The 18,005-nt window shown below is 34.4% G+C and carries 16 protein-coding genes; 15 read left to right on the top strand and 1 reads right to left on the bottom strand.

The annotated features are described in order from the left end of the window. The first annotated feature begins 330 nt into the window (after nucleotides 1-330). The 3 genes from AC51AA_RS03695 to AC51AA_RS03705 all read left to right on the top strand — a co-directional run bounded on the left by AC51AA_RS03695 (nucleotide 331) and on the right by AC51AA_RS03705 (nucleotide 2,127). On the top strand, nucleotides 331-861 hold the full coding sequence (locus tag AC51AA_RS03695) for an RNA polymerase sigma factor (protein WP_500704393.1): 531 nt from the start codon (nucleotides 331-333) through the stop codon (nucleotides 859-861). Next, nucleotides 861-1,649 carry an anti-sigma factor gene (locus AC51AA_RS03700; protein ID WP_500704394.1) on the top strand — a complete coding sequence of 263 codons (789 nt, stop codon included), beginning with the start codon at nucleotides 861-863 and terminating at the stop codon, nucleotides 1,647-1,649. Before AC51AA_RS03695 ends, AC51AA_RS03700 begins: the two co-directional genes overlap by 1 nt. Before the next feature lie 97 nt (nucleotides 1,650-1,746). Continuing rightward, nucleotides 1,747-2,127 (top strand): DoxX family protein, encoded by a 381-nt coding sequence (locus AC51AA_RS03705; protein WP_500704395.1) that lies wholly within the window; start codon nucleotides 1,747-1,749, stop codon nucleotides 2,125-2,127. Nucleotides 2,128-2,266: 139 nt separating this feature from the next. Here the strand turns inward: AC51AA_RS03705 and AC51AA_RS03710 are convergent, their stop codons facing one another. Then, nucleotides 2,267-5,464 (bottom strand): cytochrome c biogenesis protein, encoded by a 3,198-nt coding sequence (locus AC51AA_RS03710; protein WP_500704396.1) that lies wholly within the window; start codon nucleotides 5,462-5,464, stop codon nucleotides 2,267-2,269. Nucleotides 5,465-5,997: 533 nt separating this feature from the next. On the opposite strand from AC51AA_RS03710, the gene AC51AA_RS03715 reads away from it, so the two are divergent. From AC51AA_RS03715 to AC51AA_RS03770, 12 genes are all read left to right on the top strand, one after another. After that, entirely contained in the window at nucleotides 5,998-6,834 is an 837-nt protein-coding gene (locus AC51AA_RS03715) for an ABC transporter ATP-binding protein (protein ID WP_500704397.1), read from the top strand. Further along, a complete protein-coding gene (locus AC51AA_RS03720) occupies nucleotides 6,824-7,648 on the top strand; it encodes a hypothetical protein (protein ID WP_500704398.1) in 825 nt (274 codons plus the stop codon). Before AC51AA_RS03715 ends, AC51AA_RS03720 begins: the two co-directional genes overlap by 11 nt. A 1-nt stretch (nucleotide 7,649) precedes the next feature. Next, nucleotides 7,650-8,027, top strand: coding sequence for a GntR family transcriptional regulator (locus tag AC51AA_RS03725; protein WP_500704399.1), 378 nt, complete (start codon nucleotides 7,650-7,652; stop codon nucleotides 8,025-8,027). Continuing rightward, entirely contained in the window at nucleotides 8,014-8,724 is a 711-nt protein-coding gene (locus AC51AA_RS03730; protein ID WP_500704400.1) for a hypothetical protein, read from the top strand. The genes AC51AA_RS03725 and AC51AA_RS03730 overlap by 14 nt, the downstream gene beginning before the upstream one ends. 316 nt (nucleotides 8,725-9,040) lie before the next feature. Continuing rightward, the gene (locus AC51AA_RS03735; protein ID WP_500704401.1) at nucleotides 9,041-9,802 is read left to right on the top strand and encodes a Rossmann-like and DUF2520 domain-containing protein; all 762 of its coding nucleotides are present in this window, start codon (nucleotides 9,041-9,043) and stop codon (nucleotides 9,800-9,802) included. Then, nucleotides 9,786-10,313, top strand: a complete 528-nt coding sequence (locus tag AC51AA_RS03740) for a KdsC family phosphatase (protein WP_500704402.1) — start codon at nucleotides 9,786-9,788, stop codon at nucleotides 10,311-10,313. Before AC51AA_RS03735 ends, AC51AA_RS03740 begins: the two co-directional genes overlap by 17 nt. Nucleotides 10,314-10,443: 130 nt before the next feature. Beyond that, entirely contained in the window at nucleotides 10,444-11,370 is a 927-nt protein-coding gene (locus tag AC51AA_RS03745; protein WP_500704403.1) for a geranylgeranylglycerol-phosphate geranylgeranyltransferase, read from the top strand. Further along, entirely contained in the window at nucleotides 11,363-11,947 is a 585-nt protein-coding gene (locus AC51AA_RS03750) for a Maf-like protein (RefSeq protein WP_500704404.1), read from the top strand. The genes AC51AA_RS03745 and AC51AA_RS03750 overlap by 8 nt, the downstream gene beginning before the upstream one ends. 10 nt (nucleotides 11,948-11,957) lie before the next feature. After that, the gene (locus tag AC51AA_RS03755) at nucleotides 11,958-12,488 is read left to right on the top strand and encodes a mechanosensitive ion channel domain-containing protein (protein ID WP_500704405.1); all 531 of its coding nucleotides are present in this window, start codon (nucleotides 11,958-11,960) and stop codon (nucleotides 12,486-12,488) included. 220 nt (nucleotides 12,489-12,708) lie between these two features. Next, nucleotides 12,709-14,523: a hypothetical protein gene (locus tag AC51AA_RS03760; RefSeq protein WP_500704406.1), complete on the top strand. Its 1,815-nt coding sequence runs from the start codon at nucleotides 12,709-12,711 to the stop codon at nucleotides 14,521-14,523. Between the two features lie 218 nt (nucleotides 14,524-14,741). Next, nucleotides 14,742-15,260 (top strand): hypothetical protein, encoded by a 519-nt coding sequence (locus tag AC51AA_RS03765; RefSeq protein WP_500704407.1) that lies wholly within the window; start codon nucleotides 14,742-14,744, stop codon nucleotides 15,258-15,260. A 175-nt stretch (nucleotides 15,261-15,435) separates the two neighbouring features. Next, nucleotides 15,436-17,967: a PIG-L family deacetylase gene (locus AC51AA_RS03770; RefSeq protein ID WP_500704408.1), complete on the top strand. Its 2,532-nt coding sequence runs from the start codon at nucleotides 15,436-15,438 to the stop codon at nucleotides 17,965-17,967. Nucleotides 17,968-18,005: the final 38 nt, after the last annotated feature.

Genomic DNA, 18,005 nt, shown 5'->3' on the forward strand with positions numbered 1-18,005 from the left:
TTATTTCTATATTTTTCCTGTAAATAACCAATACACTATCCTCTTCTGCAGAACGCATTTATAGAGACAAAGTGCTAAATACCAAAGGATTTTATTTTTTTATGCTATTTTAAGTGATATTATTATTGCATTACAATAGCAGATACGTAAAGTGTACTCTTTTGGTTTTGAAAAAGGTATTTTTTTTTTGTTTTTTCTTCACGAACTCTTATTTTACTAGGTTTTATGCTGTTAAATAATCTGTGATTATCAAAAAAAAATAATTTATCTTTATCACGAGGTACGAAAAAAGTTTATCAGAATAGTGTTTCAATTTAAAAAAAACAACCTATGACTCAAGAAGAATTGTTAGTATTAATTTACAAGAAAGACGAAAGAGCTTTTACCCATTTATATGATATGTACTCCAAAAGTCTTTTTTCGGTAATCAACGTATTGATTAAAAATCGAGAAGAAGCCGAAGATGTTTTACAAGACGTTTTTGTAAAGATTTGGAAAAACATCGATACTTATAATGAGAGTAAGGGACGTTTTTATACCTGGATTCTCAATATTGCCAGAAATAGCTCTATCGATCAATTGCGATCTAAAAATTATAACAACAGTCAAAAAAACCTTTCCTCTGATAATTTCGTAAATCTATTAGAAGACAGTAATAAACTAGTTAATAAAATCGATACCATTGGGATTCAAGAATTCGTAAAAAAATTGAAGCCAAAATGTATTGAAATTATCGATTTATTATTTTTTAAAGGATATACCCAACAGGAAGCCTCTGAAGAATTAGCCATTCCTTTGGGAACAATTAAAACACAAAACAGAAACTGTATTAACGATTTACGTAATTATTTAAAAATATAATGGAAGCAAAAGAATACATAGAATCCGGAATTCTAGAACTATATGTTTACGGCTTATTAACCGAAACTGAAAACCTAGAAGTTGCTCAAATGGCCAAAAGCCATCCTGAAGTAGCAGATGAAATTCTTTCTATTGAAAAAGCTATAGTGGCCTTATCCTCTAGTTTCTCTCCTTTTCATTCCGTAGCCAATTTCGAGAGAATTAAAGCTCGTTTGGCACTAAAACACACTCAAGTAGTCGAGATGAAACCTACTTCAAGCTGGACCCAATACGTGGGTTGGGCTGCTGCCGTAGTGATGTTATTAGGTCTTGGGTACCAAACCGTAGAAATAACTAAAACCAAAGCTGCTATCGCAACTGTGGGTCAAGAAAAAAATAAGATAGAGAGAGATTATGCTTTTTTGGACCAAAAAAGCGCTCAAATGGAGAAAAGTCTAAGTATTGTTAGAGATATTAAAAACACCGGAGTAACGCTGGGTGGTCAAGCAGTTTCTCCAAAATCTTTTGCCAGAGTATATTGGAATAAAGAAACTAAAACCACGTATATAGATGCTGCTGGTTTACCAGAGCCTCCAAAAGGTATGGTGTATCAGGTTTGGGCGCTTAAATTAAGTCCTGTTCTTACCCCTACCAGTATTGGTTTATTGAGTGATTTTGACAAAAATGAACAAAAAATATTTGTGGTAGATCCAACCATTTCAGCAGAGGCCTTTGGAATTACCTTGGAACCTGCTGGAGGAAGTCTAACTCCTACCATGACACAATTGTATACTTTAGGAAAAGTGTAAATTAAGTCTTATCCCCTGTAAAACGCATATTAATTTATTTTAATGTGCGTTTTTTTATTACTTTTAATTCATATAAATCCTTAACAACAAGTATTTTATGAGCGGAATTTTACTTTTAAGAATCGCAGTAGCGATTATATTGCTCACGCATTCTGTTTTCGGAATGTTTAATAATGGTATTCAAGATTTCGGAAATCTATATCTCAATCAGATTGGCTTCGCTCCTTTTGGCGTGTTATTGGCTTGGTTGATTAAATTATCGCATGTCGTTGCTGCCGTCCTTTTGATTCTAAATAAATACATCAAACTCGCCGGATTTGTCACCATCTTCATTTTAATTATGGGTATTATTTTGGTTCATTATCCAGAAGGTTGGTTTGTCGTAGGTGGCGGAAGAAATGGCGCTGAGTATAATTTTCTGCTCATTTGCACCCTCTTGGCCATCATGTATCCCAATGGCTATCAAAAAAATAAGTAAGCTATAGTATTTGAGTGATCACTAATAGGGCATTTCTCTTTGCGTTACCCAATCAGGTAAATTAGAGATTCAAAGTTTTATAAACAAAAAAAAATAGGTTCAACGAAAGTTGAACCTATTTGATTATACAATTGACTGTTTATTTTTTATAATACTTTCGGTATTTAGGATAGGTAATGATCCCTATTAAACTCATCGTTCCTAATGAATACCAGATCCAGCTTAGTGAATGTGCTTCTCCACTGGCGTAAGAGTGTAGGCCTACTAAGTGGAAGTTTACTCCGTAATAAGTAAATAAGATAGAAACAAACCCAAACATACTCGCTAAATTAAAGAACCACTTGCCTCTTAACGAAGGCACAAAACGTGCGTGAATGATAAAAGCATAGACCATAATAGAGATTAATGCCCAAGTTTCTTTTGGATCCCATCCCCAGTAACGTCCCCAACTTTCGTTAGCCCATTGTCCTCCTAGGAAGTTCCCAATGCTTAACATGATCAAACCAATGGTCAAAGACATTTCGTTGATATAGGTAATTTCTTTAATGTTTAAACTCATTTTAGCTTTGTTCTTTTCATTGGTAAAGAAAATCAATATCAAGGCTACAAAACCTAAAATCATTCCCAGAGCGAAAGGCCCGTAACTTGCTACGATAACCGCTACGTGAATCATTAACCAGTATGAGTTAAGAACAGGTTGTAGATTAGCAATTTCTGGATCGATCCAGTTCGCGTTTGCGGCCATAAAAATCATTGAAGTAACAAAGGCAGCTGATGCTACAGTAAGTTTTGATTTTCGATCAAAAGCCAATCCGAAGAACATGGTTGCCCAAGCTACGTATACTATCGCTTCGTAAGCATTACTCCATGGTGCATGTCCTGAAATATACCAACGAGCAATTAAAGCTAGTGTATGAAAACCAAATATGATTCCAATTAAAATATGAAAACCGTTTACCGTGATACGTAAAAACTTTTTCTCAAAGAAGATATTAAACAAGGTAAAGATCAACATAAAAATACCCGCAAGAGAATACCAATAAAACATTTTTGGTAAAATGTTATAGGTATTATAGGCTATCTCCAAATCGATTTTCTTTTCGCTTGGTCGTACTTTACTTCCAAATTTCTTTTGAAAGCCATTGATACTTTCTACTAATTGATCGGCATTTTTGAAATCTTTAGAAATAGAACCACTATTTAAGGCACTAAAATACAAAGGTAAAACCTGCTTTACATAGATAGAATCCATGCCTTTTAATCCAGCGTTATGCAATTCAAGATAAGAAATCCATTTATTGTTGGGATCATTTGGAATAGGGAATATTTTAAGGATACTTCCACTTAAAGCCGATTCCATTAAGTTTACTTTTTTATCAGTTTCGATAAAACCCTTTTCAAAATTATTTGGATTGGCTGCTTTATAAGCAGCATCTAAATAAGGTGAAAGTTTGTAATTTCCATTAGCATCAAAAAACTTAACAAAAGGAGCATATTTTGCAGCTTTGTCAATACCGATAATCTTACGAATACTATCATTCTCTGGTTTGATATAGATAATAGGCACCTGGATCCAAACTTGAGCATATTGAGTCATCGATAAAAAAACCTGATCAGAATTCATCCCATTGTAATTATCTTCATGACTTACTTTACGAAGTAATTCAGAAGAGAACGTATTGATAGGCTTCATTCTTCCTCCAGCATCTTGAATAATCAAACGACCGAATTTAGCTGCATGTTCTTTTGGTGCTTTATATATAGACAATAAAGAGTCTATTTGTTTTTCACTTGGTGGAGCTGTAACGTGATTAGCGTGATCGTTAGGATCAGCAGCGTGATCATGATCGTGACCAGGTGTGTGCACGTGTGGTGCTTGCGCAAAACCACTCAAACCGATCATTAAAACCAAAATGGTAATCAGTTTTTCTTTTTTCTTTTTCACCACTTCTAATTTGCGTTTCAAATCAGCAAAACGAGAATATTTGGTGAACATAATAGCCATTAATCCGAGATACAACAAGAAGTATCCTAAATACGTAATGGAAGTCCCCCAGAAATCATGGTTAACGGACAATACAGTTCCTTTTTCATCTGGATCAAAGGACGATTGAAAAAAGCGATATCCTTTGTAATCTAATACGTTATTCATAAAAATATGGGCATCAAAACTTTCTGTTGAATCGATAACAGTCACTTTACTCTCAAAAGACGAGTAACTTTTTTCTGTTCCAGGATACTTAGTGGCAATAAAATCGTTCAATTTTACTTTAAAAGGCAAAATATAGGCTTTACTTCCGTAAAATAAAGAATATTCGATGTTGCCAATTTTAACTGTCTTGGGCTCACCAATACTACCTTTAGAACCTAAAAGGCGTACTTCTTTTTCTTGACCATCTGCTTTGATTTTTACAATTAAAGCATCATCATGAGTTTTAGCCTTATAATCATTGTTGGATTCATAGTCAATAATTCCTTTTACAGCAGGATCTGGAAATACAATTCTAATATCACCAATACTATATAAGGAACGCATCATCAAAGGTTGTACATTATCTTTGGTTACATTTCCTTGGAATTTATCGGCCATTCTCATAAAACTTCCTTCAAAAGGCGTTTGAATGGTGTATTTTTCGCCAGTGGTGTTGATGTTAATCGCACCATCAGTCGGTTTGTTCAAAGCAAATAAAACGTTGTGGATGTTTTGAACTTCTCCATCTTTTAAGAAATGTTCCTCACGTCCACCAGATCCAGCTTCCACTAACTTCAAGTACAGCGTCCCCTTAGGATCAGGTTTCACTATTTCTTTAGCCCCCATGATGTAGTTTTCGTAGGTTACTTCGAAAGGAGTCTCGTCAAACTTACCTGAAATCGTAAAGTCATTATTGGTTACCGGTGATAACAAAAGGCTTTTTTCAAAAACTCTACGTTTCATTTCTCCTTTGTATTCACCATCAGCAAAGACCGTCAAAAATGTTTTATCAGAATAAATTTGATTTTCAGCAGCACCTTCACGAATAGGCATCATTCCTTCATAGCTGATGTAGCGTGTAAAGAAAGCACCAAGAAGAATGAAAATAAAAGCAATATGAAGCAATAAAGTAGCCCATTTTTCCTTTTTTAATAATTGATAGCGTTTGATATTTCCGATGAAATTGATCATAAAAAAGACCATTATCGCCTCAAACCACCAGGTATTGTAAATTAAAATTCTGGCTGTATCAGTATTATACTTGCTTTCGACAAAAGTACCAATACCCATGGTGATCGCAAATGTTAAAAAAAGAACGGCCATTAATCGTGTAGAAAACAAAAAAGAGAATATTTTTTTATCCATTTTTAAGGAATTACAGTGTATAAAAGTGGCACAAAAGTACTTAAAAATGTTGAGTTTCAATATTTGCCATTTGTTAATTAAAACCAAAAATATCCACTGATTTCAGCCAAATTCTTAAAAACTTGCCTTTGTAAATCTAAAATTATGATTAATGATTTATTTGTTGTTGTTTTTACAGAACATACAAGAGGTGTTATGAGAATTCATTATAATGAAAAATATGGGCATACGGCTCTATTGCATATTTATGTCCTGTTTGGATAAGTTCTTGTTGTTTTTATGGATTTAATCAATTTTATATCCTTCATCAGTAGTTTTGTCCCGCCTAACCGCCAATTTCTTTCTTTTCTAGATCTCAGTCCTACTTAAGTAATGCATATAATATATATATATTAGCCCCACCTCCTTTGTTTATTGGTATTGTGTTAGTTAACCACTAAAAAGTAAGATTTTTTATAGGCAAAAATTTGTTTTATCTATAAAAAAATCCTTACTTTGTGTACTACTTAACTAGTACACTAAAAAACTATACTATGATCAACATTCAACACTTAACATTTCAGTACAAAAAACAAGATCCCTTGTTTACCGATTTGTCCTTTCAGCAAGATTGTGGTTGCATTACTGGCTTACTTGGCAAGAACGGTGCTGGGAAATCAACCTTACTCAAGCTGATATCAGGTTTATTACAACCACAGACAGGTATCGTAAGCATCAACGGCTTCAAACCTTTTGACCGTTTGCCAGACTTCTTATCTGATGTGTATATGGTCCCTGAAGAGTTTTCTTTTCCGTCGGTCTCCATTGCTCGGTATTTGAAGGCTTCTGCCCCATTGTATCCAAAATTCGATTATGAAAAAATGGATAAAATTCTTAACGAATTTGAATTAGATCGCAAAAAAAATCTCAATGCACTTTCTCATGGGCAACGTAAAAAATTTCTAATTGCCTTTGCTTTATCCACGAATTGTAGTCTATTGATTTTAGACGAACCTACCAATGGTCTAGATATTCCATCTAAAAGTCTGTTCAGAAAAATTCTTGCTAGTTCAGTTTCTGAGGAACAATTGGTTATTATTTCGACTCATCAGGTAAAAGATGTTGAGACAATAATTGATAAAATTGTAGTACTCGACCAGGGAAAAATTGTTTTTAATGAAGATATTTCTAATATCAGTCAGCAATGGCAGTTTAAAACCGTTCCGAGTTTGACTGGTATAACAACGCCAATCTATCAGGAAAAATGTTTAGGAGGGTATCGTATACTTCAAGTGACTGATCATCAAGAGGAAACAGAGATAGATATTGAACTTCTTTTTAATGCTATAGTCAATAAAGTAACCTTAAAATCTGAAAGCCATGCAGTTTAATAACTATTTCAATTGGGGGCGTTTTTCCCGTTTGTTAAAGCAAGATTTAGTAATAAACAAGACAAAGTATTTTCTTACTATTCTTGGACTAGGCTTTATAACCTACGTTTTATCCTATTGGTTTTTTAATGAGAGTAAGGATAATATGATTCGGTCCAGTTTTTTGGTTTATTCCTGTTATCAGACTTGCTTTTGGTTTTATATTATAGCTGTTTTACTTTTTGTAGGTACTGCGTTTCCTGATTTGGGTGATCAAATCAAGACTAATAACTTTTTACTTACTCCTGGCTCTACACTTGAAAAAGTGATGCTTCAGTTTCTAATTAGAATCGTTTTTTTTATTCCAATAGCATTGTGCCTGTTTTGGATAGCGATCCGTTTGGCAAAAGCATCCTTGACTCCCGGGGATTCAGGATTAGACCCGTCTTCAATCCCTAATTTCCAGTACTGCTTTTTGCAAGCTCAAGATGTTACGCGCGAAATTATTCGTATTGAGGGGATAATTTTTATTATTTTTGGACCTTTTTCTTATGCTTGCTTTCTTTTTGCAGGAGCAACTTATTTTAAACGCTATGCGTTACTTAAAACAGTAATTACTTCAGTGATGCTGTGGGGTATTTGTGTGCTAATCATGATACTACTCTCTCATGTTTTTTACCCAATGGAGACCAATGGTTTTCATGTCAATTTAGGGCCCTTTCCTATTACGGAGCATTTTGATGGTTACCGATTAGCTTTCATATTACTATATATATCTTCTTGGATATTCTTTTTGTCTTTTGCTTATTTTAAATTAAAGGAAAAGGAAGCTTAAAATGGATTTTAAATCAACAAAAGGGATTTACCTACAAATAGTAGATAACCTCTGTAGACAAATTCTCGAGGGGCAATTACAGTCAGGTGAGAGGGTCGCTTCGGTTAGGGATTTGGCTGCCGAATTTGAAGTGAATCACAATACAGTGATGCGTGCTTATACTCATTTACAGGAAGCTAATATTTTTGATAATAAACGAGGCGTCGGTTTTTTTATATCCGAGAATGCCTTTGAACTTATAAAGGCTAGTGAGAGAGCTAGTTTTTTCAAGCAAGACTTACCTGATTTTCTCGTTAAGGTAAAACTTTTAAAACTAAACAGTACTGATCTAAACGAATTAATATTAGCTATTAAAAACAACGACTATGAAAACAAGTAACTATATACTTTCTATTTTTTTAATTTTTATTTTTGGTGGTATACTCTTCCTTTTTATAGGAGCAAAGTATTTCAATGATACTACAAATGAAAATGTGATTTCAGAAAAAAAAGCTTTGAAGCCTTTTTCTGTTGTTGTTGCTGAGTCCGGATCTCATTTTATTTTAAAAAACGGACCTCAAAATAGTATAAGTCATAGTTATATGAAAGCCAACGTTCCTAACAAAGTACGTTTTACTGTTCGCAATGATACCCTTTTCGTTTACGCTGTAAAAGAGCAGGAGTTAAATAAAAAAGCCATATCCAAAGAAGGGAATTTTACATCAACTAGTTTTATTTTTTGCAAAAATTTAAAAAGCATAGTAGCTAAGGAAAACGCTAGAGTCTATTTAGATAAATTTGAATCTGACAACCTAAATATTCATTCGAATAGGGCAAAAGTAAGTTCGATTTACAACAAAAACGCTACTGTATTTGTACAAGCCAAAGATTCAGATATTAATTTTAGTGGAGGATATATTGATAATTTAAATATTAAATTGGATCATTCAAGGCTAAGTGTAGCATTGAAAAAAAGAACACTTCGTTTATCGGGTAGTTTGAAAAATAACACTGGAGCTACTTTTACCATTTGTAATAGCATTGATCTTGATGTTGATCCAACAAGTAATTATGATTTTGTCAATACTATAAAGTAAAAATACCTTTGTCTTTTATAGTTTGATTTTAAAAGATGAACAGAGATGAGTTTATTAAAATAAATATACTGCTTTAGGATTCAATTGAGTTATGAGCAAAGTCTGTGTCATCGTCTAGTGACACCGGCTTTGTTCTTTTTATAAAATAATTAAAGTACAGTTTGTTTTTAATAGGCTATTATGGCGTTTTCTTTGGTGGTTTAATTCAATTCCAAGTTCAGTTAATATCTGGCAAGTCTTATAGAAAACATCATTTAAAAAGGACAAAGCCCCTAAAAGCAATCAACTTTAAAAAAAATAATACTAATTTTGCACTATGATTCGGATAACGTTAATTGGTTCTGGAAATGTTGCGCAACATTTAATAAAAGCATTCACTACATGTGAACTTGTGGAGGTCGTACAAGTTTTTTCCAGAAAAAAAGAAGCGCTAACTCACCTACTCGATGAGCGTAAAATTATAACTGATTTTACTTCTTTAAAAGAATCTGATTTATGCATTATAGCGGTTTCTGACAATGCTATTGCAGAGGTTTCTGAAGAATTACCCTTTGATAATCAGTTAATAGTTCACACCTCTGGAACTACTTCTATGGATAGTTTAGATGCTAAGAACCGTAGAGGGGTATTTTATCCTCTACAAACTTTTTCTAAAAATGCAGCTGTCGATTTTTCTGTAATCCCCATTTGTTTAGAAGTTGAAAATCAATCCGATTACGCTGTTCTGCAAACCGTGGCTAAAAGTATTTCTAATGCCGTTTTTCCAATAAGCTCCGAACAACGAAAAGCCTTACATGTTGCCGCTGTTTTTGTCAATAACTTTACAAATCACTTGTATCAATTGGGTCAGGAAATTTGCCAAGAGCATCAAGTTCCATTTGAGATTCTAAAGCCTTTGATACAGGAAACTGCAAAAAAAATAAATACACTCGATCCTATTGATGCTCAAACGGGTCCGGCAAAACGTGATGACAGTAGTACAATTGAAGCACATCTTGCCTATTTAACTCATGAAAATCAACAAAATATCTATAAAATAATAACCCAATCTATACAAAATAATGGCAAAAAGTTATAAAGAAATAATGAATGACATCACTACGTTTGTTTTTGATGTTGATGGCGTACTAACAGACAGTTCCGTTTTTGTAACCAATGAAGGAGAAATTCTTCGTACGATGAATATTCGTGATGGTTACGCTATGAAAGCGGCGGTTGAAAGTGGCTATAACGTATGCATTATTTCTGGAGGAAGTAACGAAGGCGTTCGCGTTAGACTACGCAACTTAGGAATAACAGATATTCATTTGGGTACTCCCGATAAAGTAGAAACCTTTAAGGAGTATACTGAAGTTTACAATATTAAACCAGAGCAGGTATTGTATATGGGCGATGATATTCCTGATTATCATGTAATGAAATTAGTAGGGCTACCAAGTTGTCCCCAAGATGCAAGTCCTGAAATTAAAGGAATTTGCCGTTATATTTCACATGTGAAAGGTGGAAAAGGTGCTGCCCGAGATGTGATCGAGCAAGTGATGAAAGTACAAGGTAAATGGATGGAACATTTTAGCGGAAAACACGACTAAAACTAGCTTTTAAGCGTCGTTTCTAAATAAAAACCTCCCTTTTAAACCCTCTTTGTTGAAGTACATCATTTTAGCAAAGAGGGTTGTCTCTTAAAAAGTAGAACCTTAACCACTACGAACTTTATAAAAAATGAAATTCCTCAAACTCATTCAATACCAAAACCTACTACTGCTAGCAAGTATGCAGCTTTTATTTCGATATGCCTTTCTAGAACAACAAAATATTCCTTTAGCCTTAACCGATTGGCAATATGCACTACTGGTTTTAAGTAGTCTTTTATTAGCGGCAGCGGCCTATGTTATCCATGCTATATTTGATAATGGAACCGATTTGATTAACAAGCCACATCAGGCTGACAACGGTAAAGGAATATCCGAAGCGACTGCTTATAACCTTTATATTGGATTAAATATTAGTGGTGTGCCCATTGGTTTTTATTTAGCGAATGTCATTTTAAAACCTAGTTTTGCTTGCTTTTTTATCTTAGTGGCTTCACTATTCTACTTTTATGCTACTAGCTTAAGACAGATCATGATTCTTGCTAATTTTATTATCGCTTTATTAGTTGCGCTCAGTATTATTGTCATTGGTGTTTTTGATCTTTTTCCAGTGATTAATACGGAAAATCAGGCACAGATGGCAAGCCTGTTTTCTATCTTAACTGATTATGCTTTATTTGCTTTTATGATTACATTCATTCGAGAAATAGTTAAAGATCTAGAGGAAGTAAACACACATTACAACAAAGGAATCAATACTTTACCAATTTCCATAGGAATTGGACGTACCATAAAAATTACCATAGCCATGGCTATAATTCCTTTTATTTTATCCTTATTATATATCAATACGTATTTTTTGCAAAACGGTCTTCTACTGAGCACCTTATATGCATTTGCCTTTGTTTTAGCTCCTCTATTGTATTTTATAGTAAAAATATTTGGCGCGAAATCCAAGTCAGAATTCCACCATTTAAGTACCGTTTTAAATCTTATTCTTTTCTTCGGTCTATTATCCGTTCTAGTGATCACCCTTAATATTATGTACAATGCTTAAAGAAAAACTAAAGAAATACACCCTAATTCTAGCTTCAGGTTCTCCGCGCAGACAACAGTTTTTCAAAGACTTAGATTTGGATTTTGAAATCCGATTAAAAGAAATTGAAGAAGTATATCCTCCGGAATTAAAAGCTGTTGAAATCACCAACTATTTAGCAGAGTTAAAAGCAGCTGCTTTTGATGGAGAACTGCAAGAAAACGAAATTTTGGTGACCAGTGATACCATTGTTTGGCACCAAAACAAAGCTCTAGGAAAACCAAAAGATGCTCAGGAAGCCTTTGATATGATCAAATCCTTGTCCAATACGACGCACGATGTGATTACTTCGGTTTGTTTTAAGACTAACACTACTTCGACCCTATTAAGCGATGTTACCCAAGTAACCTTTAATAACCTATCGGACGAAGCTATTTTATATTATATAGAAAATTATAAACCTTATGACAAAGCGGGTGCTTATGGTATTCAGGAATGGTTTGGTTTTATGGCAGTTGCGAAAGTAGAAGGTTCTTATACCAATGTTATGGGCCTACCGACAGCTAAAGTTTACGAATATTTGAGTACTTTAGTCTAAAAATAAATTTATGTTTTCTTTCAAAGAATATAGCCAGGAAATACTGGCTACAGGAATTCTGCTTTTCTCTCTAGTTTGTCTTCGAGTGATTATTGCCAAATTAATACGTAGCTATGCCAATAGTACACATTTACTAGAGCATCGCACTACCTTAGTGATTAAGTATATTCATTTGCTAATTAATATATTAGTTATCATTAGTCTAATTGTAATTTGGGGAGTGGAAACGAAAGACATCTTTATGTACCTTTCTTCCATTATGACCGTAATTGGGGTAGCTATGTTTGCACAATGGTCCATACTGAGTAATATAACCTCTGGGATGATTTTGTTTTTTTCTTTTCCTTTTCGCATTGGAGATACGATAAAAATTCATGATAAAGACTTCCCTATTGAAGCAGAAATTGAAGATATCAGTGCTTTTCATGTCAATTTAAAAACCAAGGATGGCGAGAGAATCATTTTTCCAAATAATTTATTGCTACAAAAAGGCATTTCCATTATGACCGTGCCTTACGAAGAGAAGGAGTTTTTTGATTAAAAAGAACTGATACAACCCTAAGGAACTTCCTGTATGAAGATCCTTAGGGATTTTTTACGCAGTATCCTTAAGACCTAGAACTAATATAAGGATTCGTCCTTAGTACAAAAAACGTTAACTGATTTTGATCCTGTAAATTAGTCTGCATTCCTTCTAATGCTGTTGTTATTTTGCGTATATTCATATCAGGATTATCTGTTCATAAGTCAAAGCAAAGTGGATGTTTAGAAACAAAAAAATAGTGTTTTTTATTTTGTTATGCTTTTGCATACAAAGCATTCATGCCCAAGTTAATAAACCAAAAAAAGACAGCACAGAAGTCTATAATAAGATTAAAAATTATTCCAAAAAGAATAAATTCACCCAGACTGTACACAAACTTTTTTTCCGATCCATTCGTCCTAAAAAGAAAGATGTTTCCCTCCTACCTATTGATACTACTAGCTATGATGGGAAAATTATTCGAAAAATAAACATCGTCACTTTAGATCCATTTGGACACTCTATTTCCGATACGACTATCATGCCTCGGAATTGGGGAGAAAGGACAGGGAATAAACTTCATTTAAAAACAAAAAAAATTGCCATTTATAATTTGTTGTTATTTCGAAAAAACACACCCTATGATGCCTATAAAGTTCAAGAATCGGAACGTTTAATACGTGCTCAGAAATATGTTACCGCTGTTAGAACCTCAAGCAAGGTAGTGGGAATAGCTGCTGATTCAGTGGATGTAACCATTCGCGTTTTAGATTCTTGGAGTACCATTCCTAGGTTTTCTATATCCAGTAACAAAATGGCTATTGGAGTCAAAGAAAAGGACTTTTTTGGAACTGGGCAGCAACTCGATTATCGTTTTAGCCATCGGTTTTCTGATGGAGCTCAAGGCAATGATTTTACCTACACCGTTCCTAATATTGCCAACACCTATATCGGTACCGTCTTAAGGTATCAAAATGATCTAGACCAGAATTATACCAAAAGTATTAATATCGAAAGAGTTTTTTACTCCCCTTTAACCAAATGGGCAGGAGGTGTTTATGTCGGTCAGAATTTTAGAAGAGATACTTTGCAGGGGGCAGATCTCAAGTATGCTCGACAACCTTTTAAATACAATTTTCAGGACTTTTGGATAGGTAAGGCAACCAAAGTCTTAGAAAACGAAAATCACGAAATCACTAATTTAATTATCTCTGGACGGTTTTTAAATATCAATTATAAAGAAAAGCCATCGATAGCTTATGACTCCATAGCGTTCTATAGTGATGAAAAATTACTCTTAACCGGTATTGGGTTCAATACTCGTAAGTTTGTTAAAGACAGTTATATTTTTAGAAATGGAATGGTTGAAGACGTACCTGTTGGACGAATATACGGTATGACGGTGGGCTACCAATACAAGAACAACTTATGGAGACCGTATTTAGGAGCACAATTTTCATTTGGGAATTACTATAAATATGGCTTCCTTAGTACCAATTTTGAGATGGGGAGCTTTTTCTATAAATCCAAAAGTTATCAAACGGCCTTTGCTTTTGAATCAAATTATTTCACCAAGCTCTTCAGTATCGGCAATTGGAAACTAAGACAATTTATAAACCCTAGATTCGTTTTAGGAATCAATCGTCAAGCTTCCATAGGAGATGCATTAAATATCAATGAAGATAACGGATTAGCTGGATTTAACAGTGCTCTTTATGGTACTAACAAAATACTTTTATCCTTGCAAACTCAAACCTATTCCCCACATGCGGTTTTAGGATTTCGTCTGAATCCTTTCCTTAATTATTCGATTGCCGTTTTAGGGAACTCAAATGATGTCCTCGCGCGAAACAAAGCCTATTCTAAATTTACTATTGGTTTATTGGTGAGCAATGACTACTTAGTATTTAGTTCTTTTCAAATTTCACTCTCCTACTATCCAACTATTCCCCTACAAGGAGATAACCTGTTTAAAACCAATACTTTTCAAACTTCTGATTTTGGAATGCAGAAATTTGACCTCACAAAACCCAAAATTGTGGATTATAGATAAAGGTAAAAAACAGGAGTTTGATCTTCTTCTCTAGAAAAAATGATTATTTTTTTTTCTTACTGCAAAGTCTACATAATGCGCTAATAATCTAGATATTACCTAGAATTATAAAAAATCAACACTCGTTAAAACACCTGTTTCATCGACGAAATACATTTGCTATTTCATTTTTGGCACAGTATATGAATATCACTAAACAACATTAAAAATTCAAAACAATGAAAACAATTAAAATAGCAATCGCCGGATTATTCCTTTTGGTTGCAAATGCCACACAAGCTCAGGTATCCGTTAGCGTTAATATAGGAACGCCTCCAGCTTGGGGACCTGTAGGATATGCCCAAACAGAGTATTATTACCTACCAGACATTGAAGCGTATTATGATGTTAGGGCTTCACAATTTATTTATTTTGGTGGGAACACCTGGATTAGAGCAAATCGTTTACCAAGACAGTACCGTAATTATGATTTATATGGTGGTTATAAAGTAGTGTTGAACGATTATCACGGTAGAACTCCTTATGCTTATTTTGATAGACATAAAGTAAGATACTATAAAGGATACCATGGAGCTCCTCAAAGACCTCACAGACCAAGTCCTTCTAGACCTTCTTATGGTTATAATGATCGTTATGATAACAATAGATACGATAAACACAATAATAAACACAATAATAAACATTATGACAAACACGATAAACACGATCGTCATGATGATCATCACGGAAGAAGATAACTAGTGATGAAATACAGTTAAAAAGCTGTCTGAGAAATAAAATTTTCAGGCAGTTTTTTTTGCTTTAAAAATTCTTAAAAAAGCGAGCGAATAACTAAATATTAACAGTTCATTTAAATACTCTTCAAAGATATAATTAGTATTTTTGAAGCTCTTTCCAAAATTCTAAACCATTATGCAAAAAAAACGAGTACAAATACTTCTTCTATTTTTAATAGGTTTTCAAATTACTTTTGCGCAACAACCCCAAAAACCAAGTTCTGTAGAGATTTACAATCAAATCAAAAAATTAAATTTCTTAGGGTCCATTCTGTATTTAGCGGCACATCCTGATGATGAAAATACCCGTTTAATCTCCTACTTTTCAAACGAAATAAACGCACGAACAGGGTATTTATCCTTAACTCGTGGAGATGGTGGTCAGAATTTAATAGGTCCTCAATTACGTGAATTATTAGGGGTGATCAGAACACAAGAATTAATTGAAGCAAGAAAAATAGACGGAGGTGAGCAGTTTTTTTCGCGTGCTAACGATTTTGGTTTCTCCAAGACAGCAGACGAAACTTTAGAAATTTGGGATAAAGACAAAATTCTTTCTGATGTGGTTTGGACCATTCGAAAGTTTCAACCCGATGTGATCATCAATCGATTCGATCATCGCTCTTCAGGTACCACTCATGGGCACCATACCTCTTCGGCCATGTTGAGTGTGGAGAGTTTCGATCTAACCAATAATCCTAACGTATACCCTGAACAATTAAAATATGTACAACCTTGGCAGGTAAAACGCCAGTTTTTTAATCCGTCTTGGTGGTTTTATGGAAGCCAGGAAAAATTTGATGCAGCTAATAAATCTACTTTTAGCAAATTAGAAACAGGGGTTTATTATACAGGAATCGGGAAATCAAATCAAGAGATAGCAGCTCTAAGTCGAAGCCGTCATCAGTCTCAAGGTTTTGGTAGCACGGGAGCTCGTGGCCAGGAAACCGAATATTTGGAATTGATTAATGGAGATCGTCCTAAAGAACGCGACCAATTGTTTGACGGAATAGATACCAGTTGGAACCGTGTTAAAAACGGTAAAGCGATTGGAGAACTGGTTGCTAAAATTATTGCCCATTATGACTTCAATACTCCATCGGCTAGTATACCGGATTTAGTAAAAGCTTATACCTTGATAGAATCTTTAGAAGATGAGCACTGGAAATCGGTCAAATCAACAGCCATCAAAAATATAATTGCCTCATGTGCAGGCTTATATTTGGAAGCTGTAGCCAGTGAACAAGAAGCAACTCCAGGTAGTGTTATATCACTAAGGCTAGAGGCTATTAATAGAAGCCCTATTGCTGTGCAATGGATCAGTACCACCACACTACCCGATCAGAAAACGACGCTGCAAAACACTCCTTTGCAAAACAATATAGGGCAGAAGATAAATGCTCAAATTCAACTTCCAAGTTCCCTTGACTATACACAGCCCTATTGGCTAAAGGAAAAAGCCACCATTGGGATGTATACCGTCTCTAATCAAGAAAACATTGGCATTGCCGATATTATCAGAGAAGTTAAAGTCGTTTTTAAAGTTAAAATTAGTGGTGTTGAAATTCCGTTTGAACGTACAGTTGTCTATAAATACAATGATGACGTAAAAGGAGAAATGTATAATTTTCTGGATATTGTGCCAGAAGTAACCACCACAATTTTAGAAAAGGTACTCCTTTTTAAGGACGCTAAAAGCAAAATGATTCCAGTAAAAGTACGCGCTGGAAAAGATGGTGTTCAAGGTAATTTACAACTTGAATTACCTAAAAGTTGGATGGTTTCTCCCAAGCAAATTCCTTTTGCCTTAGATCGAAAAGGATCTGAACAAACCTTTTACTTTGAAGTAACACCTCCTGTGAATCCAGAGCAAGTGATGGTCAGAAGTGTTGCTGTAGTAGACAATAAACGTTTTGACAAGGATCAAACTATTATTGACTATAGTCATATCACCAAACAAATGGTTTTAAAACCAGCAGAATCAAAATGCATCAGAATGGATTTAAAAACCAGCGGAGATGCCATAGGTTATATTATGGGTGCAGGAGATGAAGTTCCAGAAAGCTTAGCGCAAATGGGCTACAAAGTAAGTATTTTAAAACCGGAAGAAATCACGCCTGAAAAACTAGATTCTTTTGCGGTAGTCATTACAGGAATTCGTGCTTACAATACGGTAAATGCCTTGGCGAACAAGCAAAAAATACTATTTGATTTTGTGAAAAGTGGTAAAAACATGATCGTACAATACAACACCCCTGGCGGATTGGTTACCGATAAAATTGCCCCTTACTCTTTAAAAATATCCAATGATCGTGTGACAGAAGAAAATGCAAAAATTACGTTTCTAGCACCCAATCATCCTGTTTTAAATAGTCCAAACCAAATCAGCAGCAAAGATTTTGAAGGATGGACACAAGAACAAGGTTTATATTATCCAAATCAATACGATTCGGCCTTCACACCTATTCTATCGGCGCATGATAAAGGAGAGTCTCCAAAAAATGGTGCTCTTTTAGTAGCGCCATACGGAAAAGGATATTATATTTATACGGGTTTAAGTCTCTTTAGAGAGTTACCTGAAGGTGTTGCTGGAGCTTATCGTCTGCTTTCCAACATCATTTCGTTAAAGCAACCTATTGAAGCGCCTAAACCACCTATAAAAAAATAAACTCCTCTCTATATGGAAGCTAAAAAAACTAAAAAATG

It is taken from the genome of Flavobacterium sp. OHVDL-2026-0007, from assembly GCF_059882335.1.